Below are 25,695 nucleotides of genomic sequence, written 5' to 3'. Positions count from 1 at the left end.
AGCACCTCAGGATGACGCTCTCTCGAAGACAAGAGCTCTCTCGAAGCCGTCACCCTGAGGAGCCGTAGCGCAGCGGAGGCCTCGAAGGGCGGCGGCGGGCTACGCGATGCCGACGTAACGTAACGCGCCCTTCCCCGCTGCGGCGCCCGTTGCGAACGACGCCTGCAACAGGTAGCCGCCGGTCGGTGCTTCCCAGTCGAGCATTTCGCCAGCGGCGAAAACGCCGGGCAGCCGACGCAGCATGAAATGCGCGTCCAGCTCGCTGAAGACGATCCCGCCGGCGCTCGAGATCGCCCGATCGATCTGCGCGATGCCCGTGAGCTGAACCGGAATCGCGTTGATCAGCTGCGCAAGCTCCGCCGGCGAGAACGATGCCAGTGGCCGGCCAGACGCAATCGCGGCCTCCTGCATCAGGCCGATGCCGACGGGAGAGAGTTGCGCCGCCTTGCGCAGGAAATTCGCGAGCGACTGCTTGCCGCGCGTCCCGGACAGGCGGGTGGTCAGCGCGGCGGCGTCGAGGTCCGGCCGCAGCGCGATCGTCAGCGTCGGCTGCCCGATACCCAGCACCGCCTCACGCAATTCCGCGGACAGCGCGTAGATGGCGCCGCCTTCGATGCCCGTGCGGGTGACGACGGCCTCGCCGCGCACCGTGTGCGGACCAATCGTCAATGCGATGCCCTTCAGCGGCTGCCCTTCGAAGCGATCACGGAAGACATCCGACCACGCGACCGCGAAGCCGGAATTGGCCGGCCGCATCGGTGCGACGGCGATGCCCTTCGCTGCGACGGTCACCGTCCACGTCCCGTCGGAGCCAAGCCGCGGCCAGCTTGCGCCGCCGAGTGCAAGCACCGACGCGTCGGCATTGACCACGCGCGGACCATCCGGCGTTGCAAACAACAATCCGCCGATCTCGTCCCACCCAATCCAGCGATGCCTGAACGCAAACGCAACGCCCGCGGCATCGAGCCGCCGCAGCCAGGCACGCAGCAACGGCGATGCCTTGAACACTTTTGGAAACACGCGGCCGCTGGTGCCGACGAAGGTGGGCTGCCCCAGCGCCGCGCTCCAGGCGCGCAAGGCGTCGGGCGGAAACGCCTCGACCGCGGTCGCCAGATGCGGCATCGCCTCGCGATAGCGCGCGAGGAAATCCGGCAGCGGCTCGCTGTGCGTGAGATTGAGCCCGCCGCGCCCGGCCATCAGGAGCTTGCGGCCGGCCGACGGCATCGCGTCGTAGACGGTGACCTGTGCGCCACCCGCCGCAAGGGTTTCCGCCGCCATCAGGCCGGCGGGACCGGCTCCGATGACGGCGACACTCATGCTCAGAGCTTGATCCCGGCCCGCGCAGCGGCCTGGGCGACATACTTCTGTGTCTGCTCGAACGCGCCCTGCAGCGCCTTCGCGGTCGACATGTCGCTTATCGCGTTGAAGTGCGCGGCAACGCCGTCGGGCGTCCATTCGGATTGCGGCAGGTTGACGCCTTCGGTCTCCAGCACGCGGATGACAGCGAACGAGCCGGCACCGGCGCCCATGATGGTGCGGGTCGGCGCTTCCTCCGAGAGCAGGAATTCGACCGCGGGCGTGATCGCTTCCGGCTTCATCAGTTGCAGCGCCTGCGGCGGCAGCAGTTCCTCGGTCATCCGGGTCGCAGCCGTCGGCGAGACGGTGTTGACCTTGATGTTGTTCTTGCGGCCCTCTTCGGCGAGCACGTTCATCAGGCCGACCATGCCGGCCTTCGCCGCGCCGTAATTGGCCTGGCCGAAATTGCCGAACAGGCCGGACGAGGAGGTCGTCAGCACGATGCGGCCATAGTTGCGCTCACGCATGCCGGCCCACACCGCCTTGCAGCAATAGAAGGTGCCGGTGAGATGCACGTCGAGCACCTTGGCCCAGTCGGCGACCTCGAGCTTGGTGAACGACTTGTCGCGCAGGATGCCGGCATTGGCGCAGAGCAGGTCGACGCTGCCCCACTCCTTGGTGGCGCGCTCGACCATCGCGGTGACCTGCTCGAAGTTCGAGACGTCGGCGCCGTCGGCCATCGCGGTGCCGCCCGCCTTACGGATCTCCTCGACCACGGTCTCGGCCGGCGACAGCGAACCACCGGTGCCGTCGCGCGCGCCACCGAAATCGTTGACCACGACCTTGGCGCCGCGGCTGGCGAGTCCCAGCGCGTGCGCCCGCCCAAGACCATTGCCCGCGCCGGTGACGATAGCGACGCGTCCGTCAAACCTGATTGCCATGCCTGTCGTTCCTGCTCTGACTACCCTTCTCCCCTTGTGGGAGAAGGTGGCGCGCGACAGCGCGCCGGATGAGGGGTTCTCTCCACGGATGAGCACGCGGAGAGAGACCCCTCACCCGGCTCCATCTCGCTCCGCTCGACTGCGCCACTCTCTCCCGCAAGGGGAGAGGGTGAGTGCTCGAACGGCATGAAAAGGTTGGGGACTTTTGAGCAGCGATGCATGGCCGGGTCAAGCCCGGCCAAGACCAAAGAAGGCCAGACCCAAGCCGGCCACCGGGCGCGCTAGACGGAAGGGGTCATCGATCCGCAGGGTTTCAGGCTTTTGAGCAGGTGCCCGCTCCAGCACTCGTGATGCTCCTGGGCGTAGCTCAGCGAGCCAATCAAAATCAAACCGACCACGACAAGTCCGGCGACGATGTTCTGCACCATGGCTGCCACTCCCGGGACCGCACCGCCTCAACGGAGGCATGATGGACACCAGGGATCAAAGCCGTCAATGCGCTATGTGGATCAGGCGAGCAACTCACCGCCTCTGAAAGAGGGTTGCGACGGGCTCGCTCCACCTCTCCCGCTTGCGCGAAAGGTGGAGCTACTCAACCATTCCTTAGCTGAAGTAGATCAGGCCGAGCCAGTCGGCGACCAGCGCGGGCTTCTCCTCGCCCTCGATCTCGACCGTGACATTGGTGCGCGACAGCAGTTCCTTCGGCTTGCGCAGCGTGGCTTCGGCCAGCACGAAGCGGCCGCGAACGCGCTTGCCCGAGCGCACCGGCGAGATGAAGCGGAGCTTGTCGAAGCCGTAATTGACGCCCATCGCGGTGCCCTCGAGCACCGGCATCACCTCGTAGGACATGATCGACAGCAGCGACATCGTCAGGAAGCCATGGGCGATCGTGGTACCGAACGCGGTCTCCTTCTTCGCGCGCTCGGGATCGACGTGGATGAACTGGTGATCCTCGATCACGTCAGCATAGGTGTCGATGCGGCCCTGATCGAGCAGGTGCCATGAGGACACGCCGATCTCCTTGCCGACCATGCCCTGGTAGGTTTCCAGCGACACCGGCGGCTTCTTCCAGACTTCGTTCATTGGCTAACCTCCGCTAACCGGAGGTCCGCACCTTCTGCAGCTCCGGAAATTCTTCCTCGCGGAACTCGGCTCCGCGCAACGCATCGCTTCTGACATCGTCATGTTCGAGCCGGCGCAACTGCACCCGACGGATTTTTCCAGAAATCGTCTTTGGCAGTTCGGTGACCAGCTCGATCTTGCGGATGCGTTTAAACGGTGCGAGCCGCGTGTGCAAATGCTTGAAGATCGACAGCGCCGTTTCCGGGGTGCGTTCGACGCCGGAGACCAGCAGCACATAGGCCTTGGGGACCGCCAGCCGGATCGGGTCCGGGCTCGGCACCACGGCGGCTTCCGCCACCGCGTCGTGCTCGAGCAGCACGCTCTCCAGCTCGAACGGCGAGATGCGGTAGTCCGAGGATTTGAACACATCGTCGGTGCGGCCGACGAAGGTCAGATAGCCCTCGTCATCGGTGAACACGACGTCGCCGCTGCGATAGATCTCGCCGTCGGTGCCGATCAGTCTGCCGTCGTCGCCCTGATAGCCCTGCATCAGGCCCGCCGGCCGGTCCGCGCCGAGCAGCAAGGTCACCTCGCCCTCCTTCGCGGCATGGCCGTCATTGTCGGTGACCTGGACGCGATAGCCCGGCAGCGGCCGGCCCATCGAGCCGACCTTCACCTTCTGCCCCGGCGAGTTGCCAGCAAGCGCCGTGGTCTCGGTCTGGCCGTAGCCGTCGCGGATGGTCAGCCCCCAGGCCGATTTGACCTGGTCGATGATCTCGGGGTTGAGCGGTTCGCCGGCGCCGCACACTTCACGCAGGCTCACCTTGAAGTCCGACAGTTGCTCCTGAATGAACATCCGCCACACCGTCGGCGGCGCGCACAGCGTGGTGACGCCGCAGCGGCCGATGATCGCGAGCAGTCCCTTCGCCTCGAAGCGCGGCTGGTTGGCGATGAAGATCGTCGCTCCGGCATTCCACGGCGCGAAGAAGCAACTCCAGGCGTGCTTGGCCCAGCCGGGCGAGGAGATGTTGAGATGGATGTCGCCGGGCTGCAGGCCGATCCAGTACATGGTCGAGAGATGGCCGACCGGATAGCTGCGCTGGCTGTGCCGTACCAGTTTCGGCTTGGCCGTGGTGCCCGAGGTGAAATACAGCAGCATCGGGTCGTCGGCCTTGGTCGGGCCATCGGGCGTGAAGGCGTCCGACGCCTTCGACGCATCCTCGAACGGCAGCCAGCCGTCCTGCGCCTGCGAGGCGCCGACCACCATGCGCAACAGTCTGTCGCCGCCGAGGCCTGCGAACTTCGCGACCTGATCCTGCGTCGCGACCACCGCCTTCGCCTTGCCGCGATCGAGCCGGTCGCGCAATTCATCCGCGGTCAACAGCGTGGTCGCGGGGATCACGACCACGCCGAGCTTCATCGCCGCCAGCATGGTCTCCCACAGCGGCACGACATTGCCGAGCAGCAGCAACAGATGGTCGCCGCGCTTCAGTCCCTGCGCGCGCAGAAAGTTCGCGACCCGGTTGGAGCGGCGCGACAGCTCGGCGAACGACAGCTTGGTCTCGTTGCCGCTGGCGGCATCGACGATCCACAGCGCCGGCCGATCGCGGCTGTCGGCGTTGTGCGCCAGTACGGCGTCGAACCAGTCGAGCGCCCAGTTGAACGGCACGGGATCCGGCCAGCGAAATCCCTTCACCGCCGTGTCGTAGTCGGTGCGGTGCTTGAGCAGAAAGGCGCGTGCGTCCTGAAATGTGGTCATGGGGTCTCACCGCGTTCACCGCCGTCATCCTGAGGAGCCGCGCGAGGCGCGGCGTCTCGAAGGATGGCCACAAGCGGTCGACCATCATCCTTCGAGGCTCGCAAGCGCTCGCACCTCAGGATGACGGCCTTATTTCCCTGCAAGTCCTCTAACGTGCTGGATAATTCCAGAAAAGTCGACCCCGCCATGGCCCGACGCGTCGAAGGCCTTATAGAGTTCCTGCGCGTGCTTGCCGAGCGGCGTCACGGCGCCGGCGGCATGGGCGGCGTCCTGCGCCAGCGTCAGGTCCTTCACCATCAGGTTGGAGGCGAAACCCGGCTTGTAATCGTTGTTGGCCGGCGAGGTCGGCACTGGACCTGGAACCGGGCAATAGGTTGTCAGCGACCAGCACTGCCCCGACGAGGTCGAGGCGACGTCGAACAGCGCCTGATGCGACAGGCCGAGCTTTTCGGCGAGCACGAAGGCCTCGCCGACCGCGATCATCGAAATGCCCAATATCATGTTGTTGCAGATCTTGGCCGCCTGCCCTGCGCCGCCGGCGCCGCAATGCACGATCTTCTTGCCCATGTTGGCCAACATCGGCTGCGCCGCGGCGAACGCCTTCGCCTCGCCGCCGCACATGAAGGTTAGCGTCGCGCCCTTGGCGCCGCCGGTGCCGCCGGACACCGGCGCATCGACCGAGGCCATGCCGTGCTTGGCGGCGAGCGCATGGGCCTGCTTGGCGCTTTCGACGTCGATGGTCGAGCAGTCGATGATCAACGCGCCCTTGCCCATCGCCGGGAGCACCTCGTTCCAGACGCCGAGCACATGCTTGCCGGCCGGCAGCATGGTGATCACGACATCGGCGCCCTTCACCGCGCCAACGCCGCTCTCGGCGATCGCGGCGCCATCGCTCTTGGCCTGATCGCGGGATGCCGCGACCAGATCGAACGCGGTCACCTTGTGGCCGGCCTTGACCAGATTGGCCGCCATCGGCCCGCCCATATTGCCGAGCCCGATGAATGCGACGTTTGCCATGGGAAGTCCTCCGCTTGCGACGTTTCTATTTGCTGTCAGGAAATTTCAGTTCATCGGCACCGATTTCGGCGAAGTAAGGCACCAGCATCTCCGCCGTCACGTCCTCGATATTGGGCGGCGACCACTTCGGATTGCGGTCCTTGTCGATCACGGCGGCGCGCACGCCCTCGCGGAAATCGTCGCTGGCGAACACCTCGAGCGCCGCGCGATATTCGCGCACCAGGCACTCTTCCAGCGTCGCGGTGGCGCGCGCCAGCCGCAGCAGCTTCAGCGTCACCACCATGCCGCGCGGTGACTTCTCACTGAGCGTCTTCAGCGTGGCCTGCGCCAGGTCAGAGCCATCGGCTTTCAGTGCATCAACGATGTCTTCCATCCGTTCGCGCCCGAACCAGCCGTCGATCCCGGCCTGCATCGCGGCGACGGGGCCTGATTTCTCGCCGGTGGCAAAACTTGCAATCAGCCGGTCGATTTCGGTGGACGTCGTGCCCGGAGCAATCTTGGTCAGCGCCTCGCGCAGCGCCGGCAGCTTAGCGCTCGGTACCACCGCGTCGGCGAATTTGGCGTAGATCGCATCGGGGCCGTTCATGGTGGTGCCGGTGAGGCCAAAATAGGTACCGATCTCGCCCGGCGAACGCGACAGCAGATAGGTGCCGCCGACGTCGGGGAAGAAGCCGAGCCCGACTTCAGGCATCGCGAGCTTGGTCCGCTCGGTCACCACGCGGTGTCGGCTGTGCGCCGACAGGCCGACGCCGCCGCCCATCACGATGCCGTCCATGAAGGCGACGTAAGGCTTCGGGAAATGCTTGATCCGCGCGTTGAGGATGTACTCGTCGCGCCACAGGATCTTGCCGAGGTCGCCCTTGACCTTCGAGCTCTCCCAGAGCGCGCGGATATCGCCGCCGGCGCACAGGCCGCGCTCGCCGGCGCCTTCAAGCACGATGACCGCGACATCAGGATCGGCTTCAAACGCGTCGAGCGCCTTGTCGATGTCGTGGAACATCTCCAGCGTCACGGCATTGATCGCCTTCGGCCGGTTGAGCCGGATGATGCCGGCCGAGCCCTCCTTGCGCGCGATCAGGTCGCCTTCGGCAACGGCCGCATCATTCATCGCGCGCCCTCGATCAATTTACGCGACACGATCAGCCGCATGATTTCATTGGTGCCTTCGAGGATCTGGTGCACACGCAGGTCGCGCACGATCTTCTCGACGCCGTATTCGCTGAGATAGCCGTAGCCGCCATGCAGCTGCAGCGCCTGGTTGGCGACCTCGAAGCCGACATCGGTGCCGAACCGCTTGGCCATCGCGCAGAGCATCGACGCGTCCGGATCCTTGCGGTCGAGCGCAGCGGCTGCGCGCCACAGGAAGGTGCGTGCGGCTTCCAGCTCGGTTGCCATGTCGGCGATCTTGAATTGCAGCGCCTGGAACTCGTCGAGCCGCTTGCCGAAGGCCTTGCGGTCCTTCATGTAGGCCAGCGCCTTGTCGAGCGCCGCCTGCGCGCCGCCGAGCGAGCACGCCGCGATGTTGAGACGGCCGCCGTCGAGGCCGGCCATCGCGATCTTGAAGCCGATGCCCTCCTCGCCAAGCCGGTTTTCGACCGGCACGCGCGCGTTCTCGAACACCACCGCGCGGGTCGGCTGCGCGTTCCAGCCCATCTTGCGCTCGTTGGCGCCGAACGAAACGCCCGGCGTCTTGCCGTCGATCACGATCGTCGAGACGCCGCCGGGGCCATCGCCGCCGGTGCGCACCATCGCCACCAGGAGGTCAGTGCTGCCGGCACCTGAGATGAACTGCTTCTGGCCGTTGAGCACGTAATGGTCGCCATCACGCACCGCACGGGTGCACAGCGCAGCGGCATCGGAACCTGCGCCCGGCTCGGTCAGGCAATAGCTCGCGAGCAGCTCCATGGTGCAGAGCTTCGGCAGCCATTTGTGGCGCTGCGTGTCGTTACCATAGGCATCGATCATCCAGGACGCCATGTTGTGGATCGAGATAAAGGCGGACGTGGTCGGACAGCCCGTCGCCAAGGCCTCGAAGATCAGCGCCGCGTCGAAGCGCGTCATCGCCGAGCCGCCGACATCGTCCTTGATATAGATGCCGCCGATGCCGAGGCCAGCGGCCTCGCGCATCACGTCGACCGGAAAGTGCTTCTTCTCGTCCCATTCGAGCGCATGCGGCGCGATCTTCTCCGCCGCAAACGCCCGCGCCATGTCGCGTACCGCGATCTGGTCCTCGTTGAGAGCGAACTGCATCTCGCCGCCTAGCCCTGAAGGTTACCCCATCGTCATTGCGAGGAGCGAAGCGACGAAGCAATCCATTCTTCCACGGGGGATAGATGGATTGCTTCGCTGCGCTCGCAATGACGTTCCCGGAAATCACTTCATCGTCGGGATCGAGAACTCCGCGCCGTCCTTGACGCCGGACGGCCAACGCGAGGTCACCGTCTTGGTCTTGGTGTAGAAGCGGACCGAGTCCGGACCGTGCTGGTTGAGATCGCCGAAGCCGGACTTCTTCCAGCCGCCGAAGGTGTAGTAAGCGATCGGCACCGGGATCGGCACGTTGACGCCGACCATGCCGACATTGACCTTGGCCGCGAAGTCGCGCGCCGCGTCGCCGTCACGGGTGAAGATCGCAACGCCGTTGCCGTAGTCGTGGTCGGACGGCAGCGCCAGCGCCTCGTGATAGTCCTTGGCGCGCACCACCGAGAGCACCGGGCCGAAGATCTCTTCCTTGTAGATCCGCATGTCCTTGGTGACGTTGTCGAACAGCGAACCGCCGAGATAGAAGCCGTTCTCGTAACCCTGCATCTTGAAGCCGCGGCCGTCGACCGCGAGCGTCGCGCCTTCCTTGACGCCGATGTCGATGTAGCTCTTGACCTTCTCGACCGCCTCGCGGGTCACCAGCGGACCGTAATCGGCCGACGGATCGACCGAGGTGCCGATCTTGAGCGACTCGACGCGCGGGATCAGCTTTTCCATCAGCCGGTCGGCCGTGGTCTTGCCGACGGGCACCGCAACCGACACCGCCATGCAGCGCTCGCCGGCCGAGCCATAGCCGGCACCGATCAGCGCGTCGACCGCCTGGTCCATGTCGGCATCGGGCATGATGATGGCGTGGTTCTTGGCGCCACCGAAGCACTGGCAGCGCTTGCCGGTCTGCGCGGCTCGCTCGTAGATGTACTGCGCGATCGGGGTCGAGCCGACGAAGCCGATCGCCTTGACGTCGGGATCGTCGAGGATGGCGTCGACCGCTTCCTTGTCGCCGTTGACGACGTTGAGAATGCCGGCCGGCAGGCCCGCTTCGATCATCAGCTCGGCCAGCGCCATCGGCACACCCGGATCGCGTTCCGACGGCTTGAGGATGAAGGCGTTGCCGCAGGCGATCGCGGGCGCGAACTTCCACATCGGGATCATCGCCGGGAAGTTGAACGGCGTGATGCCGGCGACCACGCCGAGCGGCTGCCGCATCGAATAGATGTCGATGCCGGGGCCGGCGCCTTCGGTGTACTCGCCCTTCATCAGATGCGGGATGCCGCAGGCGAACTCGGCGACTTCGAGGCCGCGCTGAATGTCACCCTTGGCGTCGGGAACGGTCTTGCCATGCTCGCGCGCCAAAATCTCGGCGAGCTTGTCATAGTCGCGCTGCACCAGCTCGACGAATTTCATCATGACGCGGGCGCGGCGCTGCGGGTTGGTGGCGGCCCATTCGGGCTGCGCGGCGCGGGCGTTCTCCACCGCGGCGCGAACTTCGGCCTTGGAGGCCAGCGCCACCTTGGCCTGGACGTCGCCGGTCATCGGCTCGAAGACGTCAGCCGTACGGCCCGAGGTGCCCTTGACCTCCTTGCCACCGATGAAATGTCCGATCGAGCGCATGAATATCCTCCCTTGAAGACGTGAATCGCCGCTCCTCGCGGCAAGATCGCTTTACAAACCCTAATGACCCTGCATTTTATAGGATTCAAGTCCGATAAATTGCACCATAGATGTGCGGAAATGCAGGATCAAGGCGGCGACACGATCGACTGGGACGACTTCCGTTTCGTGCTTGCCATCGTGCGCGGCGGGTCGGTATCGGCTGCCGCCAAGCAGCTCGGCGTCGATCATGCCACAGTGATCCGGCGTGTCGACCGGCTGGAAGGCCACCTCTCCGCAAAACTGTTTGATCGCCGCAAGACCGGCTATCTGCTGACCGAGGCCGGCCAGCGTGTCTCCGACAGCGCCGAGGCGATGGAATCGACCATCGTCGCCAACCAGGAGGCAGTCGGCGGCTCGCGCGCGCATCTCACCGGCACGGTGCGGATCGGCGCGCCGGACGGCTTCGGTAGCCACTTTTTGGCCTCGCGGCTGGTCAAGTTCACCGAGCGGTATCCCGATCTAGATCTTCAGCTCGTCGCCACCGCGCGGCTGTTCTCGCTCTCCAAGCGCGAGGCCGACATCGCAATCAGCCTGACCATGCCGAAGGAAGGCCGCATCGTCGGCCGCAAGCTGCTCGACTACACGCTCGGGCTTTATGCCGCACCCGGCTATCTCGCACAGGCGCCAAAGATCGCCGCGCGTGCCGACCTGCCGAAGCACCGGTTCGTCGGCTACATCGAGGAGCTGCTGTTCACGCCGGAACTGGACTATCTGCCGCTGGTCTCGCCGAAGATTTCGGCCAAATTCCGCAGCGCCAACCTGATCGCGCAGCTCAACGCCACCATCGCCGGCTTCGGCATCGCCGTGCTGCCGCACTTCATGGCATCAGCCCATCCCGAGTTGCAGCCGGTGCTGCGCGACGAGGTGCGGATCTCCCGCACCTTCTGGCTATTGATGCATGCCGACAGCAAGGACCTCGCCCGCATCCGCGCGGTGGCGGATTACATCTACGAGACGGTGGAAGCCGAGCGTGCGCTGTTCAACGGGGCGTAGGGCTCACCGACATCGTCAGACGGATCGAATGCCTCGCGGGTCCGTATCCCGGTTCGATGCTACATAGTCGACCTCACCACGCGAGATCCCGATGTCCATTAGCTCCCGATCACTCAGGCTGCCGAGATCGGAACGAAGCCGCTCCGATTTGCGCCATTCCTGAACTGCATCCCAAAAGCCCTTGAAAGCACTGAAGATCCGCGGCGTCGATGCGACCGCCTGGGCTGAACTCGTTGGACCGTAGATCGTGCTCATTGCAGCACCTCCAGGATACGTTCATCCACCCAGACAAGGTGCCGCGGCATGAACGCGCGCGCTTGACACGCTGCTTACATTTTCCTCACCAGCGGCTTATTCTTGGCACTCCAAGCGGTGCCAAGGCGCCTCACGACGATCGTTGGAGGCACACCCAAGGGATTCGCAGCTTGCGCTATCTCTTCGAGGAGTACGCACTCGACACGGGCCGCCGCGAGTTGCATCGCGGAACGGACATGGTTGCCGTCGCGCCACAGGTATTCGACCTGCTCGACTTCCTGATCCGCAACCGGGAGCGCGTCGTCAGCAAGGACAACGTCATCGACGCCATCTGGAATGGACGCAGCGTGTCGGACGCAGCCCTGACCACGCGCCTCAACGCCGCGCGCAGCGCAATCGGCGATTCCGGCGATGAGCAGCGCCTCATCAAGACCCTGCCGCGCAGAGGCTTCCGGTTCGTCGGTGCGGTCCGCGAGGAGCACGCGGCGACGGCCGGCGCCCCGGCCGAACCACCGCAGGCGCTCCCCAAGCTTCCCGACAAGCCATCCATTGCCGTGCTGCCGTTCCAGAACCTCAGTGCCGACCCGGAGCAGGAGTACTTCGCCGACGGCATCGTGGAGGACATCACGATGGCATTGTCGCGGTTTCGCTGGCTGCTCGTGATCGCGCGCAATTCGAGTTTCACCTACAAGGGCCGGTCCGTGGACGTCAAACAGGTCGGCCGCGAACTCGCGGTGCGCTATGTCCTCGAAGGGAGCGTGCGCAAGGCCGGAAATCGCATTCGTATCGCCGGCCAGCTCATCGATGCCGAGACCGGCGCACATCTCTGGGCTGACCGCTTTGATGGTGCGCTCGAAGATGTCTTCGATCTGCAGGACCGGGTGACCTCGACCGTCGTCGGCGCAATCGCGCCCATGCTGCAGCGCGAGGAAATCAAGCGGGCCAGGCGCAAGCCCACCGAGAATCTGGATGCATACGACTATTACCTGCGTGGGCTGGCGCGCGTTCGTCGATGGACCAGAGAAACCAACAACGAAGCGCTCCTGCTCTTTCGCAAGGCGATCGAGCTCGACCCCGGTCTGGCGTGCGCCTATGGCATGGCCGGGTGGTGCTACATCCAACGCAAGGCACGCCGCTGGATGATCGATCCTGTCGAGGAATCTGCCGAAGCTACGCGGCTCGGCCGGAAAGCAGTGCATCTGGGAGCAGATGACCCGGCAGCGATGTGCATGGGTGCTTACGTGCTCGCCTTTATCGCCCATGAGTTCGACGATGCCATCGCATTCGTCGATCGCGGACTGGCGATCAATCCGAACCTGGCGCAAGCCTGGAATCTTGGTGCCTGGGTGAGAGCTTTTGCAGGCGAGCCCGACCTCGCACTTGACTACGCTGCGCGCGCCATGCGCCTGAGCCCGCTCGATCCGGCGATGCACACAATGCACGCAGCCGTGTCCTATGCTCACTTTCTCTCGGGCCGTTACGACATGGCTCTGTCATCGGCCGAAAAAGCGTTGCGCGACAATCCGGATTTCCTGCTGGCAATCTGCATGTTCGCGGCCTGCAACGCGCTCACCGGACGCCTCGAGCCGGCACGGCAAGGCATCGCGCGCGCACGCGAGCGCAATCCCGATTTGCGCATCTCCAATCTGGGAGATCTGACCCCATTCCGCCGGGCAGAGCATCTTGTGCTTTTTGCCAAGGGCCTTCGCGAAGCGGGGCTTCCGGACTGACCGCCGGTTCGCGCCCCGCCCCGTAGCAGCGCCGTGGCGAACTGCATCTACGAGACCGTGGAAGCCGAGCGCGCACCGTTGGCCGGGGTGACCTGACTGGCGCTGGCCCTCGAGCTCAGCTTGAGAAATCCCTTGGCAGTCTGGCGCTTCATCCTTAAACCGCATTTTGGACGGATCCTGAGTGGGGAGAAACACTGTGCCCGACCCGGAAAGTCTTCCAATCGATCAGATTTACGTGCCCGTTAAGAAACGGAAAACCCTCAGGCCTGAGCTCGTTCAAGAAATCGCGGCGAGTATTCTGGAAGTTGGGCAACAAGTCCCCATTCTCGTTCGGCCTGATGAGGGCCGCCTCGTTTTGCTCGAGGGGTTACATCGGCTCGAGGCCTGCAAGGCGCTTGGCGAGACAACCGTCATCGGAGTCCGGGGTTCGGCAGAGACGGCCCACCACAAGACGCTGTTGTCCGACGGAGCTGAGACAGAAGCCGAGCGGGACAAAATGGCGCGATTGAAGAAGCTGCGCCTCGAGAGAGAAGCGGCCGAGAGATCGTCCGCTTCCGCAGACGCGATCGTGGAAACTGAGTCAGCCAAGCTTCGGTCGGCTCGCTCCGGAACGAGCATCAGACGAGGGTCCTCGGGCGAGCCACCATCAAAAACGAGGACGCTGTCGGAATGGCTCACACAACAAAAGCGCGATGGTGGTCGTTATTGATGACCGCCCCGGCCATCAAGGTCGGAAGGAGCATGCGCCGAGCCATCACTCCGGAAGCCTCGCAGGGCTGAGGCCTTCCAAAGGGTGCCTCATGGCTTCGTTGCCGACGAAAACCGAACCGGGAGATCCGGCGCCTCGTCGCAGGAGCTCCGCTAATTCGCTCTGGCACGCGGCTTCTTCGTCACCGCCGCCCGGCCGAGCACCGCCTCGCGGCCCGCGCTCAGAATCTCGTCGGACATCTCGCCACTGCCCGCGATCCGCGACATCACGATGGTGCCCAGCATGGTCGCGAGCGTGGCCATCGCCTGCTTGCGCGCGGTCTTGCGCGGCATGTCCTGGATCTGGTCGGTAATCATATCGATCATCTGGTCAAGCTTGAGCGCAAAGGCCTTGCGGGTCTTCAGGCTTTCGCGGGCGATCTCGGCGCCGAGCGCCGGCACCGCGCAGCCCTGCCCGGGATCGTCGCGATGGACCGCCGACAGGTAGCCGTCGACGATGGTCGCAAGCCGCTTCTCCGGCGGCACCTCCGCCGTGACCTTGCGCCAGCGCTCGTTGGCGCGGTCCATGGCGTAGTTGAAAGCCTCGATCACCAGCGCCTCGCGCGAGTCGAAATGCGCGTAGAAGCCGCCATGGGTCAGGCCGGCGTCCTTCATCAGGTCGGCGACGCCGATGCCGTGGGCGCCCTTCTCGCGCAGCCGCGTCGCAGCCTTCTTCACGATCCGCGCGTGGGTCTCCTGCTTGTGTTCTTTCGAATAGCGCATGCCGCTCTCATGGAATGTTTCTAATCATACAATAACAGATTTGCGCCCGGAATGCTGCAGTTATTTCGCTTTTGGTTCCCCGCCGAGCATGGAAAATGTCGCAGTCGCGTGCACCGCAAGATTGCCCTTGCCGTCGCGGACGAAGCCCTCGGTGTAGCTGGTCTGGCGGCCGAGCTTGATCACCTTGCCCTCGGCCGAAATGGTTCCCGAACGCGCGGAGAGCGGGCGCAGATAGGTCAGCTTGAGGTCTAATGTCACCGAGGTCTGCCCGGCCGGCAGCAGGGTCGAGATCGCACAGCCCATCGCGGTATCGAGCAGCGCGGCGGCAGTGGCGCCGTGCAAGAGACCGATGGTGTTCTCCAGGCTCTCATGCGGCTCGAGTTCCATCACGATCCGCCCCTCGTCGACAACAGCCATGCGGAAGCCGATCAGTTTTGCCATCGGCGGCGGCGGCAGGTGGCCGTCGCGGATCGCGCGCATCGCCGCGATGCCGGACATCGGCATCGCCGCCCTGGCGACCGGCCCAGGCGCCTGCCATTCCACCACGCGCGAGCGCGTCAGATCGGGCGAATGCAGGTCGGTGGTCTCGGCGGCGGTCATGACGGCTCCACTTATATGATGAATATAATTCTATAGATCCGCGCCGTGCCGCGCAACCACCGGACCGGTACCTTGACAGAGGCGTGCTTTGTCCGGGACATGGCGCCATCAATTCCTGCGCCGGGACATTTTCCATGGACATGCTCAATCCCCACTGCGGCATCGACCGCGACAGCAGAGGCGTCGTCCGCCTCACGATCTCCAACGCCGGCAAGCTGAACATCGTCAGTTCGGCCGTGACCAACGGCGTGCGCGAAGGCTTTGAGCACCTGGCCGCTGATCGGACCATCCGCGCCGTGATCCTGGCAGGCGAAAGCGAGCGCAGCATGATCGGCGGCGCCGATATCAAGGAGATGGCGACGCTCGACCAGGCGTCGGCCGAAGCGTTCATCAGCCGCCTGCGCGATCTCTGCGAGGCGGTGCGCAAATTCCCGGCGCCCGTCATCGCCCGCCTGCCTGGCTGGTGCCTCGGCGGCGGCCTTGAGGTCGCGGCCGCCTGCGACGTCCGGGTCGCGGCGCATGATGCGATGTTCGGCATGCCCGAGGTGCGCGTCGGCATCCCCTCGGTGATCCATGCCGCTCTGTTGCCCCGCCTGATCGGCTGGGGCCGCGCCCGCTGGCTGATGATGACCGCGGAGAACATCGACGCCGCCACCGCGCTCGCCTGGGGCCTGGTCGACACGGTGGCAAAACCCGGCGGCCTCGATGAGGCCGTCGAGCACACCGTCAAGGCGCTGCTGGAATGCGGCCCCGAAGCACTGCGCATCCAGAAGGATTTGCTGCGGCAATGGGAAGAGCTGCCGCTGACCGAGTCGGTCAACCTCAGCGTCGGCGTGTTCGGAAAATCCTTCCAGACCGGCGAGCCGCAACGACTGCTGCAGGGATTTTTGGATCGCAAGCGGTAATAGTGACACTTTGTAGCCCGGACGGAGCGCAGCGAAATCCGGGACGTGTCATCCGCAGATCAAACAGCCCCGGATATCGCTTCGCTCATCCGGGCTACGAGACCAACCTGACAGAGTGTTGACCGCAGGCGTCAGCCGATTAGTCTAGCCTCCATCGCGAGACGAGTGCTTCAGATCGAGAACGTCGATCGGAACACTCTCTCGCGGATCGCCGCGCTCGCGGCCAACAAACAATCACTTTCGGGACAGACGCACGAGGTCAGAACTCAAGAGCTGCAGGAGGACACATGGTCCAAAAGCGCGACGTTCCCGGCATCCGACCCTACAATGCTCCAGCCGGCGGCTGGGGCGCCCTCAAGGCGACCGCGACAGCGGTTCGCGACCAGATGGATCTGGTCGAGGCGCCGATCACCCTGCTGCGCACCAACAAGCCGGACGGATTCGATTGTCCGGGCTGCGCCTGGCCGGACAAGGAGCACACCTCGACCTTCCAGTTCTGCGAGAACGGCGCCAAAGCCGTGACCTGGGAAGCGACCAGCAAGCGCGTCACGCCTCAGTTCTTTGCCGACCACACCGTCACCGAACTGCTGACCTGGAGCGACTTTCACCTGGAGAACGAGGGCCGGCTGACCGAGCCCCTCGCCTATGACGAGGCGTCCGACACCTACCAGCCGATCACATGGGACAACGCCTTCGCGCGGATCGGCGAGAGCCTGCGCGGCCTGCCTGATCCTGACATGGCCGAGTTCTACACCTCCGGCCGCGCCTCGAACGAGGCCGCGTTCCTGTTCCAGATCTTCGCGCGCGAATACGGCAGCAACAATTTCCCTGACTGCTCGAACATGTGCCACGAGGCGACCAGCGTCGGGCTGCCGCAATCGATCGGCATCGGTAAGGGCACGGTGTCGCTGGACGATTTCGACCATTGCGAGCTGATCATCGCGATGGGCCACAACCCCGGCACCAACCATCCGCGCATGATGGGCACGTTGTGGGAGGTCTCGCGCCGCGGCGTGCCGATCATCGTGTTCAACCCCTTGCGCGAGCGCGCGCTGGAGCGCTTTGCCGATCCGCAAGACCCGATCGAGATGGCGACCCTTGGCTCGACGCGGATCGCCTCGACCTATTACCAGCCCAAGGTCGGCGCCGATGCCGCAGTGCTGAAAGGCGTCATGAAAGCGCTGATCGAGAAGGATGACGCCACACACGACGTGCTCGATCATGCCTTCATCGCCGAGCACACCAACGGCTTTGCCGCGTTCGCCGCCGACCTGCGCGCCACGCCGTGGGAGGCGATCGAGACCGTCTCCGGTTTCACACGCGTGCAGCTCGGCGAAGTCGCCGCCGCCTATGCAAAGTCCAATGCCACCATCGTCACCTACGGCATGGGCATCACCCAGCACAGCCGCGGCACCGACAATGTCCAGCAGATCGCAAACCTGCTGCTGCTGAAGGGCAATTACGGCAAGGCGGGCGCCGGCATCTGCCCGCTGCGCGGCCACTCCAACGTGCAGGGCAACCGCACCGTCGGCATCACCGAGAAGCCCAACATCCCGATGTTCGAGGGCATCGAGCGCACCTTCGGCTTCAAGCCGCCGCGCCATCACGGCCATGACGCGGTCGCCGCGATGGAGGCGATCGACGATGGCCGGTCGAAAATCCTGATCTGCCTCGGCGGCAATTTTGCCATCGCCTTACCCGATCCCGAGCGTTGCGCAGCCGGCATGCGCAAGCTCGAGCTCGCGGTCCATCTCGGCACCAAGCTCAACCGCTCGCATCTCTTGGTCGGCAAGCAGTCGATCATCCTGCCGGTCTTGGGGCGCACCGAGCGCGACATCCAGGCCTCAGGGCCCCAGGTCGTCACCGTCGAGGATTCGATGTCGATGGTGCACGCCTCGCGCGGCAAGCTCACCCCGGCCTCCGAGAACCTGCTTTCGGAATCGGCGATCATTGCTGGCATGGCGATGGCGACCTTGCCGGCAAGCAAAGTGCCGTGGCTTGAGTTGATCGCCGATTACGACCGCATCCGCGACGCCATCGAGGGCGTCTTCCCCGACTTCAAGGATTACAACGCGCGGATCCGGATTCCCGGCGGCTTCCGCCTGCCGCTGCCGCCGACCGAGCGCAAATGGACCACGCCGTCGGGCAAGGCCGAATTCCTGATCTTCGACGGTCTCGAAGAGGATCCGGTGCTGACCGATGAAACCATCCTCAAGCTCGCCACCATCCGCAGCCACGATCAGTACAACACCACGATCTATGGGCTGAACGACCGCTATCGCGGCGTGTTCGGGCGGCGCGACGTGCTGTTCGCCAACGAGGCAGACCTCACCGCGCGCGGCCTCGCCCATGGCGATCTCGTCGAGATCGAGACCGCGCTGCCGTCGGGCGCGCCGCGCCGCCTCACCCTGACCGCGATCGTCTACGACATCGCCCGCGGCTCGGTCGCCGCCTACTATCCGGAAGCGAACGGCCTCGTGCCGCTCGACTATCAGGACAAGGAAAGCGGCACGCCGTCGTACAAGTCGGTGCCGGTGCATATTCGGCGAGCGGCTCAGGCGGCGTAGCGGCCTTCGTAGCCCGGATGAAGCGAAGCGAAATCCGGGGACCCGTGATGCGCGGATAGGATTTCCCGGGTTGCGCTTCGCTTCATCCGGGCTACGTGACAGCGCAGCCCTTCACCTCGCGTTCGCCGGCGCGTGCACCGGCCACAGATCGGCGCGCCAGTGCAGCGCGATCGCCAGCATCGCGATGAAGCCAGCAGCGGCGAGCAGCGTGCCGGTTGCGGTGTAGCCGATCAGGTCGATCAGGCTGCCGGCTGCGAGCAGGCCGAGCGGCAGGCCGTAGATCACCATCATGCGCACGCCCATCACCCGGCCGCGCAGATGCGCGCTGGCGTTGCGCATCAGCATCACGGCGGCCGAGATCATCGACATGCTCTGCGCGATCCCGGCCAGCACCAGGCAGGCCATCGCCACCGGCATGGTCCTGAGCTCGACGAACACTAACAGCATCGCGTACCAGGCGAGCGTCGCGCCGATCAGCAGCCGCGCGATGCGCACGCCGCCGGCCAGGCTGAGCGTGATCGAACCGATCAGCGAGCCGAATGCAAAACTCGCGGAGAGATAGCCGAGCCCGGTCTGGTCGGTATGGAAGATGTCGCGCGCGACGAAAGGCAGTAGGCCGTTGGTGAGCGGGAACGCGGTGAGATTGGCGAGGAACGCGACGCAGAGCGCGGCGCGCATACCGGGGCCGCTCCAGGCGTAGACGATGCCCTCCTTGAGGTCGCGGAGCAGTTTTGAGCCCGGCGCGTCACCGGCCACCTCGTCGACCGCGCCGTGCACTTGCGCCGGACGGCCCATGCAGAGCATCAGGATCGCGGCAACGAAATAGAAGCTGGCGATCCCGACATAGACGTAGCCGATGCCGAGCGCCGCGAACAATCCGGCTCCGGTCAGTGCGCCGGCGATGCGTGCGCTATCCTGCGTCGTGCGCGCCAGGCTGATGGCACCCACCAGTTGCGCCGGCGGCATGATGTCGGCGAGCAGCGCGCCGCGCACGCCGAGATCCGACGGACGGATCACGCCCATCAGCGCGACGATGACCATGACGTTCAGCGGCGCCAGATGGCCGGTCAGCGCCAGAATCATGATGGTGCCGGCGAGCGCGGTATAGGCAAAGCGCATCACGGCGAGCAGATCGCGGTGCCCCATGCGGTCGCCGATCATGCCGACGACCGGCGCGACCAGCGTTCCGACATATTGCAACGAAGCCATCACGGTCAGCAGCAGCACCGAGCCGGTCTCGACCATGATGTACCAGCCGAGCACCAGCGTCTCGACCTCGAACGCCCAGGAGGTGAGCAGGTCGGACGGCCATTGAAAGCGATAGCTGCGGATGCGAAATGGCGCGAGCGCGGAAGTCCGCGTGGTCCCGCTCAAGACGCGATGACGCGTGTCACGGCGTGTCCTGCCCTTTTTCTTGGTTCTTCTGGGTCTTGAATCTGGATTTAGATCCCGGCCGTTGATTCTCTTGGGAAAACATCCTGTTCCGGAAGCGTAGCGCCGAGCCTGCCGGTGTCAATCGAAGCCGCCGCATGCGGCCATGCGCGACGGCATCGGCGCCAACGTGCTGCGCTGCCCAGCGCCCGCGACCGCCGGTCGCCCCCTCCGCCCTGCGAGATGATTGTGCTAGTATGCCTCATCCGAAACCGCGGAGGACGCCATGACAGCCTTCGAAGTTTTCGCGATCTACGTGACGCCCTTTGTGATCATCGGGATCGCCATCAAGCTATTGATGAAGCGCTACGCCGTCGATCTGCCCGATGTGCAGAAGCAGGCGGGCGCCGCACCGAAGCGGCGGTTCTTGCTTGGGGCCTGGCGGTCGGAATAGGTCGCGTTGCAGACCATACCGGACGCGCCGCCTTCGCGGAGAAATGCTCAATCACTTAGGTGCCCGACGGCGCAAGGCCTCGCTGCAAGGCAATGCGCTTTATCAGAAATGCAACGCAGTGCATAGTTCACCTGTCTCATCCGAGACGAGGAGCGCGTCGCGGTCGTCACGAACGTGGGTCGGGGCCGAGCGTTGTGACTGTCGCGACAACGCGGAGCTGCGCCCCCGACTTCAACTGTCATCGCCCGGCTCGACCGGGCGATCCAGTACGCCGCGGCTTCTCGATTCAAACACCAGCATCTCTGGAATACTGGATCGCCCGGTCGAGCCGGGCGATGACACCGAGCCACGCAATGGCGGTGCGCCGTATCGCCTGAGAAACATTCTCATCGTCGAAAGCTAGGACGACGGTGGTGATTGCGGAACTATCCCGCCCTCCAACTCATGCGAACACGACATTTTGTCATGATCGGCGGAGTTGCATTTTTTGCATCGCATCATATGATGAGAATAATTCAATCAAATCCCCGGCATTGAAGGGAATCCTGCCATGGCAACCAGCACCGATCCCGTCGTCATCCTCTCCGCCGCCCGCACACCGCTCGGCCGCTTCATGGGCGAGCTCACGCCGCTTGCAGCCCACAAGCTCGGCTCGCACGTGATCGGTGCGGCGCTGGAGCGCGCCAAGCTTGCGCCTGAGCGCATCGACGAGGTCTTCATGGGCAACGTGCTGCCCGCTGGCCAGGGCCAGGCCCCCGCCCGCCAGGCCGCGCGCGGCGCCAAACTGCCGGATGCCACCGGGGCCACCACCGTCAACAAGGTCTGCGGCTCCGGCATGAAGGCAACCATGCTGGCCCACGACATCATCAAGGCCGGCTCGGCCGAGATCGTGCTGTCCGGCGGCATGGAGAGCATGAGCAACGCGCCATATCTGCTGCAAAAGGCCCGCGGTGGCTACCGCGCCGGCCACGACCGCATCATCGACCACATGATGATGGACGGGCTCGAAGACGCCTATGAGACCGGCCGCTCGATGGGCGATTTCGGCGAGGCGACTGCGGAGGCCTATCAGTTCACCCGCGCCGACCAGGACGCGTTCGCGATGGAGACGCTGAGCCGCGCCCGCAAGGCGGTCGAGGGCGGCGCCTTCAAGGCCGAGATCGCGCCGATCACGCTCACCGAGAAGGCAGGTCCGCGCATCATCGCCAATGACGAACACCCGCTGAAGGTCGATCCGGCAAAAATCCCAGGCCTGAAGCCGGCATTCCGTGCCAACGGCACCATCACGCCGGCCGCTTCCTCGGCCAATGCCGACGGCGCCGCTGCGCTGATCCTGGCGCGACGTTCGCTCGCCGACCGCGACGGCCTGCCTGTTCTGGCCGAGATCAAGGGCCACGCCACCCACAGCCAGGAGCCGCAATGGTTCACCACCGCGCCGATCCCGGCGATCCGCAAGCTACTGGACAAGGTCGGCTGGAGCGTCGGCGATGTCGACCTGTTCGAGATCAACGAGGCGTTTGCGGTGGTCGCGATGGCGGCGCAGCGCGATCTCGGCATTCCCCGTGACCGGCTGAACATCAACGGCGGCGCCTGTGCGCTCGGCCATCCGATCGGCGCCACCGGCGCGCGGCTGATCGTGACCTTGCTGCACGCCCTGGAGGCGCAGAACCTCAAGCGCGGCGTCGCGGCCCTGTGCATCGGCGGCGGCGAAGCCACCGCGATCGCCGTCGAGCGGGTCACGCACTAGTCTAAAACGGCCCCACGTCCGAGTCCGAAAACGAGGGAACTTTGGCATTTTAGCCATAACTCCCTCGTGGCATATTGTGCATCACGAATAGAACCCTCATCGCATTTCATCCGGGGCCCAATGATCTCGAACTGGCTTGCTTCCGCCCTCGCCCGCCGCAACATCCATTACGGCTGGGTGATGGTCGCCGTGACCTTCCTGGCTGCGCTGATCTCGGCCGGTACCGTCGGCGCCCCCGGCGTCTTCATTGTGCCGCTGCAGAAGGAATTCGGCTGGTCCACCGCCGAGATCTCCTCGGCGCTGTCGATCCGCTTCATCCTGTTCGGGCTGATGGCGCCGTTCGCTGCCGCGCTGATGAACCGCTACGGCCTGCGTAACGTGACGCTGGCGGCGCAATTGATCGTGGTGTCGGGCCTGCTGGCCTCGCTCGCCATGACGCAGGTCTGGCAGCTCGTCCTGCTGTGGGGCGTCGTGATCGGGATCGGCACCGGCATGACCGCGCTGGTGCTCGGCGCGACCATCGCGACGCGCTGGTTCGTTGCGCGACGCGGCCTGGTGATCGGCATGCTCACTGCGAGCGTCGCGACCGGACAGCTCGCCTTCCTGCCGCTGCTCGCGACCATCACCGAGCGTTACGGCTGGCGTGTCGCGCTTGGCCTCGTCTGCGTCATGCTCGGCGTCGCGGCCTTTGCCGTGCTGATGGTGATGCGCGACCGGCCGAGCGACGTCGGCCTGCGCCCGTTCGGCGATGAGGGCACCGCGCCGCTCCCCGTGCCGCCGCTGGCAACTGCGCCGATCATGGCGGCCGCACTCGGCACGCTGCGCGATTCCTCGAAATCGTCGGTGTTCTGGATCCTGTTCGCGACCTTCTTCGTTTGCGGCGCCTCGACCAACGGCCTCGTCCAGGTGCATTTGATCCCGATGTGCCTCGACTACGGCATCCCGCAGGTGCAGGCGGCGAGCCTGCTCGCCGCGATGGGCATCTTCGATTTCTTCGGCACCATCATCTCGGGCTGGCTGTCGGACCGCTTCGACAATCGCAAGCTGCTGTTCTGGTATTACGGCCTGCGCGGCCTGTCGCTGCTGTACCTGCCGTATTCCGACTTCACCTTCTACGGCCTGTCGCTGTTTGCGATGTTCTACGGCCTCGACTGGATCGCAACCGTGCCGCCGACGGTGCGCCTGACCGCGCAGCGCTTCGGCGCCGAGCGCGCCAATCTGGTGTTCGGCTGGATCTTCGCCGGCCACCAGCTCGGCGCCGGTGCCGCGGCGTTCGGCGCCGGACTGTCGCGCACGCTCTATGCGAGCTATCTCCCGGCGTTCTTCATCGCCGGCGCGCTCTGCGTGATCGCCGCGCTGAGTGTGCTGGCGATCTCGCGGCCGCAGCCCAAGGTCGCGCCGGAAGCGAACCCGGCCGCGGCCTGATCGAACCTCGCCGCGTGCTACTCCGCGGCGAGACCGGTCGGTGCCGCCGCGTCCGCGGCTTCCTTGTTGTAGTCGTGCACGACGCGGCCGAACGGCAGCGTCAGGTCGGCGATGTAATGATGCGCGCCGACGACGCGCTTGACCGGGAAATCCGCGACCGGTGCGTTGACGTGCGGCACCAGATGCAGCCGGCCCGGCCCGATCCACGATCCCTTGACGACGATGTCGGTCAGGTTGATCGCAACCAGCTGGCAGATCTCGAGATGACCGTCGACGCCGGGGATCATCTTCAGATTGACTTGCGTCTTCGACAGCGTTGCGCGGGTGACCTCGCCATTGCCCGCCATGCTCTCGTGCTTGTAGCCCATCGTGCCCATCGCGACGAGCTGGCCGGCATATTCCAGCGTGCCAGTCAGGGTGTCCTTGACGATCTCGAGCTTGGGATGGGCGTATTTCTTCGGGAAGCCCCAGATCTCGCGACCGGCCGCGATCGGCGGATCATCGTCGAGATACATCTGGCAGACGAAGTTGACTTCCTCGCCATGCAGCCGCGCGGGGATCACGAGGCCAGACTCGGTATAGCTGCCGAACCCGGAGCTGTCGGGCATCTTGATCCATTCGTAATGCACGATCGCCTGCTCGATCGGCTCCAGCGGCTCAGGCAGGCCGGCGCGGATCAATTCCGGATCGGTCTCATAGGTAATGACGAGGAATTCGCGATCGATGAAGCGGTACGGTCCGGCGGGATAGCTCGGACCGGCAGCCGGCATGGACGGAAGCTTGAGCAGATCTTCCCTGCGCATCGCGATAACCCCCTGTTCGGAAATATTGCGCGGAGGCTAGCGGCCGAGATTGACAGCGATATGAGGGATTTCCGTCACCGGCATGACCCGCCTCCTGCGGTGGAGGCCAATGCTAACCATGCAGGCAGCCATGCCGGACGCGCCGTGAGCTGGCGCTGCATTTGTCATCACGGCGTCATCGGCACCCTGAATTCTCGCCGCAATTTTTTGGAGTGTCTGATATGGACGCGCGGTCCCCTCATGTCGACGATATCGAGCACGCGACGCCCGGCTGGCGTCCCGAAGGATGCGACCGCGTGGCGCTGGTTCTGCAGGGCGGCGGCGCGCTCGGCGCCTATCAGGCCGGCGTCTATCAGGCGCTGCACGAATCCGATATCGAGCCCGACTGGGTCTGCGGCGTCTCGATCGGCGCGATCAACTCCGCGATCATCGCCGGCAATCCGCCCGAGAAGCGGCTGGAGCGGTTGCACACATTCTGGGATCGCATCACCTCCCGCAAGATCTGGCACTACACGCCGGACGGCGACATCTTCCGCAAGGCGCGCAATTTCACGAGCTCATGGCTGACGACGACGCTCGGACAGCCCGGCTTTTTCACCCCGCATCAGAGCAATCCATGGCTCAGCCCGGCCGGCGCGCGCACCGCCACGAGCTATTACGACACCACGCCCTTGCGTGAATCGCTGCTCGAGCTGGTCGATTTCGACCGAATCAATTCCAAGAAGATGCGCTTTGCGGTCGGCGCCGTGAACGTGCTCTCCGGCAACTTCATCTATTTCGACAATGCCCATGACGAGATCATCCCCGAGCACATCATGGCGAGCGGCGCACTGCCGCCGGCGCTGCCGATGGTGAAGGTCGGCACCGACCACTTCTGGGACGGCGGCATCGTCTCCAACACGCCGCTGCAGCATCTGCTTGATCAGGAAGACAATGCCAACTCGCTGGTGTTCCAGGTCGACCTGTTCTCGGCACGCGGCACGCTGCCGCGCGACATCCAGGATGTGATGGCCCGCCACAAGGACATCATGTATTCATCGCGCACCCGCTACAACACCGACGTCTACCGCAAGACCTACAATCTGCGCACCGCCCTGCACAACGCGCTGGAAAAAATCCCCGACGACCAGCTCTCGGACGAGGAGCGCCAGCTCAAGAAGGCGAACAGCCGGCTGCCCGGGATCACGCTGCTGCAATTGATCTATCAGCAGAAGGCCTATGAGGGCGACGCCAAGGACCACGAATTCTCCGGCACCTCGATGCGCGAGCATTGGGCGAGCGGACACGAGGACACCAAGCGCTCGCTGAAGCGCCGCGACTGGATCAAGATGCCCGAGAACGGCATGGGCATCGTGATCCACGACGTGCATCGGGAGGCGGAGTAGATA

At 64.9% G+C, this 25,695-nt stretch carries 23 protein-coding genes; 9 read left to right on the top strand and 14 right to left on the bottom strand.

What is annotated here, in order from left to right:
• Nucleotides 1–99 precede the first annotated feature (99 nt).
• The 9 genes from ACE103_RS18045 to ACE103_RS18005 form a co-directional block, all read right to left on the bottom strand.
• Nucleotides 100–1,278, bottom strand: a complete 1,179-nt coding sequence (locus ACE103_RS18045; RefSeq protein ID WP_375781136.1) for a TIGR03862 family flavoprotein — start codon at nucleotides 1,276–1,278, stop codon at nucleotides 100–102.
• A gap of 41 nt (nucleotides 1,279–1,319) precedes the next feature.
• Nucleotides 1,320–2,237 (bottom strand): SDR family NAD(P)-dependent oxidoreductase, encoded by a 918-nt coding sequence (locus tag ACE103_RS18040; protein ID WP_375780531.1) that lies wholly within the window; start codon nucleotides 2,235–2,237, stop codon nucleotides 1,320–1,322.
• 281 nt (nucleotides 2,238–2,518) lie between these two features.
• Nucleotides 2,519–2,665, bottom strand: a complete 147-nt coding sequence (locus ACE103_RS18035; protein ID WP_223972942.1) for a hypothetical protein — start codon at nucleotides 2,663–2,665, stop codon at nucleotides 2,519–2,521.
• A 175-nt stretch (nucleotides 2,666–2,840) separates the two neighbouring features.
• Nucleotides 2,841–3,320, bottom strand: a complete 480-nt coding sequence (locus ACE103_RS18030; protein ID WP_163162560.1) for a MaoC family dehydratase — start codon at nucleotides 3,318–3,320, stop codon at nucleotides 2,841–2,843.
• Between the two features lie 13 nt (nucleotides 3,321–3,333).
• Nucleotides 3,334–5,058: an AMP-binding protein gene (locus tag ACE103_RS18025; protein WP_375780530.1), complete on the bottom strand. Its 1,725-nt coding sequence runs from the start codon at nucleotides 5,056–5,058 to the stop codon at nucleotides 3,334–3,336.
• Nucleotides 5,059–5,187: 129 nt separating this feature from the next.
• On the bottom strand, nucleotides 5,188–6,075 hold the full coding sequence (gene mmsB / locus ACE103_RS18020; protein ID WP_375780529.1) for a 3-hydroxyisobutyrate dehydrogenase: 888 nt from the start codon (nucleotides 6,073–6,075) through the stop codon (nucleotides 5,188–5,190).
• A 25-nt stretch (nucleotides 6,076–6,100) separates the two neighbouring features.
• Nucleotides 6,101–7,183, bottom strand: a complete 1,083-nt coding sequence (locus ACE103_RS18015) for an enoyl-CoA hydratase/isomerase family protein (RefSeq protein ID WP_375780528.1) — start codon at nucleotides 7,181–7,183, stop codon at nucleotides 6,101–6,103.
• A complete protein-coding gene (locus ACE103_RS18010) occupies nucleotides 7,180–8,325 on the bottom strand; it encodes an isobutyryl-CoA dehydrogenase (protein WP_375780527.1) in 1,146 nt (381 codons plus the stop codon). The genes ACE103_RS18015 and ACE103_RS18010 overlap by 4 nt, the downstream gene beginning before the upstream one ends.
• Nucleotides 8,326–8,448: 123 nt before the next feature.
• Nucleotides 8,449–9,945, bottom strand: coding sequence for a CoA-acylating methylmalonate-semialdehyde dehydrogenase (locus tag ACE103_RS18005; RefSeq protein WP_375780526.1), 1,497 nt, complete (start codon nucleotides 9,943–9,945; stop codon nucleotides 8,449–8,451).
• A gap of 120 nt (nucleotides 9,946–10,065) precedes the next feature.
• On the opposite strand from ACE103_RS18005, the gene ACE103_RS18000 reads away from it, so the two are divergent.
• Nucleotides 10,066–10,980: a LysR family transcriptional regulator gene (locus ACE103_RS18000; RefSeq protein WP_375780525.1), complete on the top strand. Its 915-nt coding sequence runs from the start codon at nucleotides 10,066–10,068 to the stop codon at nucleotides 10,978–10,980.
• Between the two features lie 15 nt (nucleotides 10,981–10,995).
• Here ACE103_RS18000 and ACE103_RS17995 read toward each other — a convergent pair whose 3' ends face one another.
• Nucleotides 10,996–11,235 (bottom strand): DUF1127 domain-containing protein, encoded by a 240-nt coding sequence (locus ACE103_RS17995; protein ID WP_375780524.1) that lies wholly within the window; start codon nucleotides 11,233–11,235, stop codon nucleotides 10,996–10,998.
• A gap of 170 nt (nucleotides 11,236–11,405) precedes the next feature.
• Here ACE103_RS17995 and ACE103_RS17990 point away from each other — a divergent pair, with 170 nt between their 5' ends.
• Both ACE103_RS17990 and ACE103_RS17985 read left to right on the top strand, forming a co-directional pair.
• Nucleotides 11,406–12,965 (top strand): winged helix-turn-helix domain-containing tetratricopeptide repeat protein, encoded by a 1,560-nt coding sequence (locus ACE103_RS17990; RefSeq protein WP_375780523.1) that lies wholly within the window; start codon nucleotides 11,406–11,408, stop codon nucleotides 12,963–12,965.
• Between the two features lie 196 nt (nucleotides 12,966–13,161).
• Nucleotides 13,162–13,674, top strand: coding sequence for a ParB N-terminal domain-containing protein (locus ACE103_RS17985; protein ID WP_375780522.1), 513 nt, complete (start codon nucleotides 13,162–13,164; stop codon nucleotides 13,672–13,674).
• Between the two features lie 152 nt (nucleotides 13,675–13,826).
• Here ACE103_RS17985 and ACE103_RS17980 read toward each other — a convergent pair whose 3' ends face one another.
• Together ACE103_RS17980 and ACE103_RS17975 are read right to left on the bottom strand one after the other, a co-directional pair.
• Nucleotides 13,827–14,435 carry a TetR/AcrR family transcriptional regulator gene (locus ACE103_RS17980; protein WP_375780521.1) on the bottom strand — a complete coding sequence of 203 codons (609 nt, stop codon included), beginning with the start codon at nucleotides 14,433–14,435 and terminating at the stop codon, nucleotides 13,827–13,829.
• 60 nt (nucleotides 14,436–14,495) lie between these two features.
• Nucleotides 14,496–15,035 carry a PaaI family thioesterase gene (locus tag ACE103_RS17975; RefSeq protein WP_375780520.1) on the bottom strand — a complete coding sequence of 180 codons (540 nt, stop codon included), beginning with the start codon at nucleotides 15,033–15,035 and terminating at the stop codon, nucleotides 14,496–14,498.
• A 134-nt stretch (nucleotides 15,036–15,169) separates the two neighbouring features.
• Between ACE103_RS17975 and ACE103_RS17970 the strand changes: the two genes are divergently transcribed.
• Both ACE103_RS17970 and ACE103_RS17965 read left to right on the top strand, forming a co-directional pair.
• The gene (locus ACE103_RS17970) at nucleotides 15,170–15,940 is read left to right on the top strand and encodes an enoyl-CoA hydratase (RefSeq protein ID WP_375780519.1); all 771 of its coding nucleotides are present in this window, start codon (nucleotides 15,170–15,172) and stop codon (nucleotides 15,938–15,940) included.
• Nucleotides 15,941–16,227: 287 nt separating this feature from the next.
• Nucleotides 16,228–18,507, top strand: a complete 2,280-nt coding sequence (locus ACE103_RS17965; RefSeq protein WP_375780518.1) for an FdhF/YdeP family oxidoreductase — start codon at nucleotides 16,228–16,230, stop codon at nucleotides 18,505–18,507.
• A 111-nt stretch (nucleotides 18,508–18,618) separates the two neighbouring features.
• Here the strand turns inward: ACE103_RS17965 and ACE103_RS17960 are convergent, their stop codons facing one another.
• A complete protein-coding gene (locus ACE103_RS17960) occupies nucleotides 18,619–19,881 on the bottom strand; it encodes an MFS transporter (protein ID WP_223972995.1) in 1,263 nt (420 codons plus the stop codon).
• Nucleotides 19,882–20,164: 283 nt separating this feature from the next.
• Between ACE103_RS17960 and ACE103_RS17955 the strand changes: the two genes are divergently transcribed.
• The 3 genes from ACE103_RS17955 (at nucleotide 20,165) to ACE103_RS17945 (ending at nucleotide 23,504) form a co-directional block, all read left to right on the top strand.
• A complete protein-coding gene (locus tag ACE103_RS17955; RefSeq protein ID WP_298364293.1) occupies nucleotides 20,165–20,332 on the top strand; it encodes a hypothetical protein in 168 nt (55 codons plus the stop codon).
• A gap of 550 nt (nucleotides 20,333–20,882) precedes the next feature.
• Complete coding sequence (locus tag ACE103_RS17950; RefSeq protein WP_375780517.1) at nucleotides 20,883–22,079, top strand: acetyl-CoA C-acyltransferase; 1,197 nt, start codon at nucleotides 20,883–20,885, stop codon at nucleotides 22,077–22,079.
• Between the two features lie 120 nt (nucleotides 22,080–22,199).
• Nucleotides 22,200–23,504: an MFS transporter gene (locus tag ACE103_RS17945; RefSeq protein WP_375780516.1), complete on the top strand. Its 1,305-nt coding sequence runs from the start codon at nucleotides 22,200–22,202 to the stop codon at nucleotides 23,502–23,504.
• A gap of 17 nt (nucleotides 23,505–23,521) precedes the next feature.
• On the opposite strand, the gene ACE103_RS17940 is transcribed toward ACE103_RS17945, so the two are convergent.
• Nucleotides 23,522–24,307, bottom strand: coding sequence for an acetoacetate decarboxylase (locus tag ACE103_RS17940; RefSeq protein WP_375780515.1), 786 nt, complete (start codon nucleotides 24,305–24,307; stop codon nucleotides 23,522–23,524).
• 221 nt (nucleotides 24,308–24,528) lie between these two features.
• On the opposite strand from ACE103_RS17940, the gene ACE103_RS17935 reads away from it, so the two are divergent.
• Entirely contained in the window at nucleotides 24,529–25,692 is a 1,164-nt protein-coding gene (locus ACE103_RS17935; RefSeq protein ID WP_375780514.1) for a patatin-like phospholipase family protein, read from the top strand.
• Nucleotides 25,693–25,695 lie beyond the last annotated feature (3 nt).

Source organism: Bradyrhizobium sp. ma5 (genome assembly GCF_042258955.1).
Taxonomy (GTDB): Bacteria; Pseudomonadota; Alphaproteobacteria; order Rhizobiales; family Xanthobacteraceae; genus Bradyrhizobium.
Note: the sequence above shows the minus strand (reverse complement) of the source record. Positions and strands in the feature narration are given on the sequence as shown.

Excerpts from the sequence above, each read along its gene's own strand:
- ACE103_RS17975 (WP_375780520.1), bottom strand. The coding sequence starts at position 15,035 with ATGACCGCCGCCGAGACCACCGACCTGCATTCGCCCGATCTGACGCGC.
- ACE103_RS18035 (WP_223972942.1), bottom strand. The coding sequence starts at position 2,665 with ATGGTGCAGAACATCGTCGCCGGACTTGTCGTGGTCGGTTTGATTTTG.
- ACE103_RS17950 (WP_375780517.1), top strand. The coding sequence starts at position 20,883 with ATGGCAACCAGCACCGATCCCGTCGTCATCCTCTCCGCCGCCCGCACA.
- ACE103_RS18010 (WP_375780527.1), bottom strand. The coding sequence starts at position 8,325 with ATGCAGTTCGCTCTCAACGAGGACCAGATCGCGGTACGCGACATGGCG.
- ACE103_RS17995 (WP_375780524.1), bottom strand. The coding sequence starts at position 11,235 with ATGAGCACGATCTACGGTCCAACGAGTTCAGCCCAGGCGGTCGCATCG.
- ACE103_RS18030 (WP_163162560.1), bottom strand. The coding sequence starts at position 3,320 with ATGAACGAAGTCTGGAAGAAGCCGCCGGTGTCGCTGGAAACCTACCAG.
- ACE103_RS17955 (WP_298364293.1), top strand. The coding sequence starts at position 20,165 with ATGACAGCCTTCGAAGTTTTCGCGATCTACGTGACGCCCTTTGTGATC.
- ACE103_RS18005 (WP_375780526.1), bottom strand. The coding sequence starts at position 9,945 with ATGCGCTCGATCGGACATTTCATCGGTGGCAAGGAGGTCAAGGGCACC.
- ACE103_RS18015 (WP_375780528.1), bottom strand. The coding sequence starts at position 7,183 with ATGAATGATGCGGCCGTTGCCGAAGGCGACCTGATCGCGCGCAAGGAG.
- ACE103_RS18025 (WP_375780530.1), bottom strand. The coding sequence starts at position 5,058 with ATGACCACATTTCAGGACGCACGCGCCTTTCTGCTCAAGCACCGCACC.
- ACE103_RS17980 (WP_375780521.1), bottom strand. The coding sequence starts at position 14,435 with ATGCGCTATTCGAAAGAACACAAGCAGGAGACCCACGCGCGGATCGTG.
- ACE103_RS17965 (WP_375780518.1), top strand. The coding sequence starts at position 16,228 with ATGGTCCAAAAGCGCGACGTTCCCGGCATCCGACCCTACAATGCTCCA.
- ACE103_RS17970 (WP_375780519.1), top strand. The coding sequence starts at position 15,170 with ATGGACATGCTCAATCCCCACTGCGGCATCGACCGCGACAGCAGAGGC.
- ACE103_RS17940 (WP_375780515.1), bottom strand. The coding sequence starts at position 24,307 with ATGCGCAGGGAAGATCTGCTCAAGCTTCCGTCCATGCCGGCTGCCGGT.
- ACE103_RS17935 (WP_375780514.1), top strand. The coding sequence starts at position 24,529 with ATGGACGCGCGGTCCCCTCATGTCGACGATATCGAGCACGCGACGCCC.
- ACE103_RS18040 (WP_375780531.1), bottom strand. The coding sequence starts at position 2,237 with ATGGCAATCAGGTTTGACGGACGCGTCGCTATCGTCACCGGCGCGGGC.
- ACE103_RS17945 (WP_375780516.1), top strand. The coding sequence starts at position 22,200 with ATGATCTCGAACTGGCTTGCTTCCGCCCTCGCCCGCCGCAACATCCAT.
- mmsB (WP_375780529.1), bottom strand. The coding sequence starts at position 6,075 with ATGGCAAACGTCGCATTCATCGGGCTCGGCAATATGGGCGGGCCGATG.
- ACE103_RS18045 (WP_375781136.1), bottom strand. The coding sequence starts at position 1,278 with ATGGCGGCGGAAACCCTTGCGGCGGGTGGCGCACAGGTCACCGTCTAC.
- ACE103_RS18000 (WP_375780525.1), top strand. The coding sequence starts at position 10,066 with ATGCAGGATCAAGGCGGCGACACGATCGACTGGGACGACTTCCGTTTC.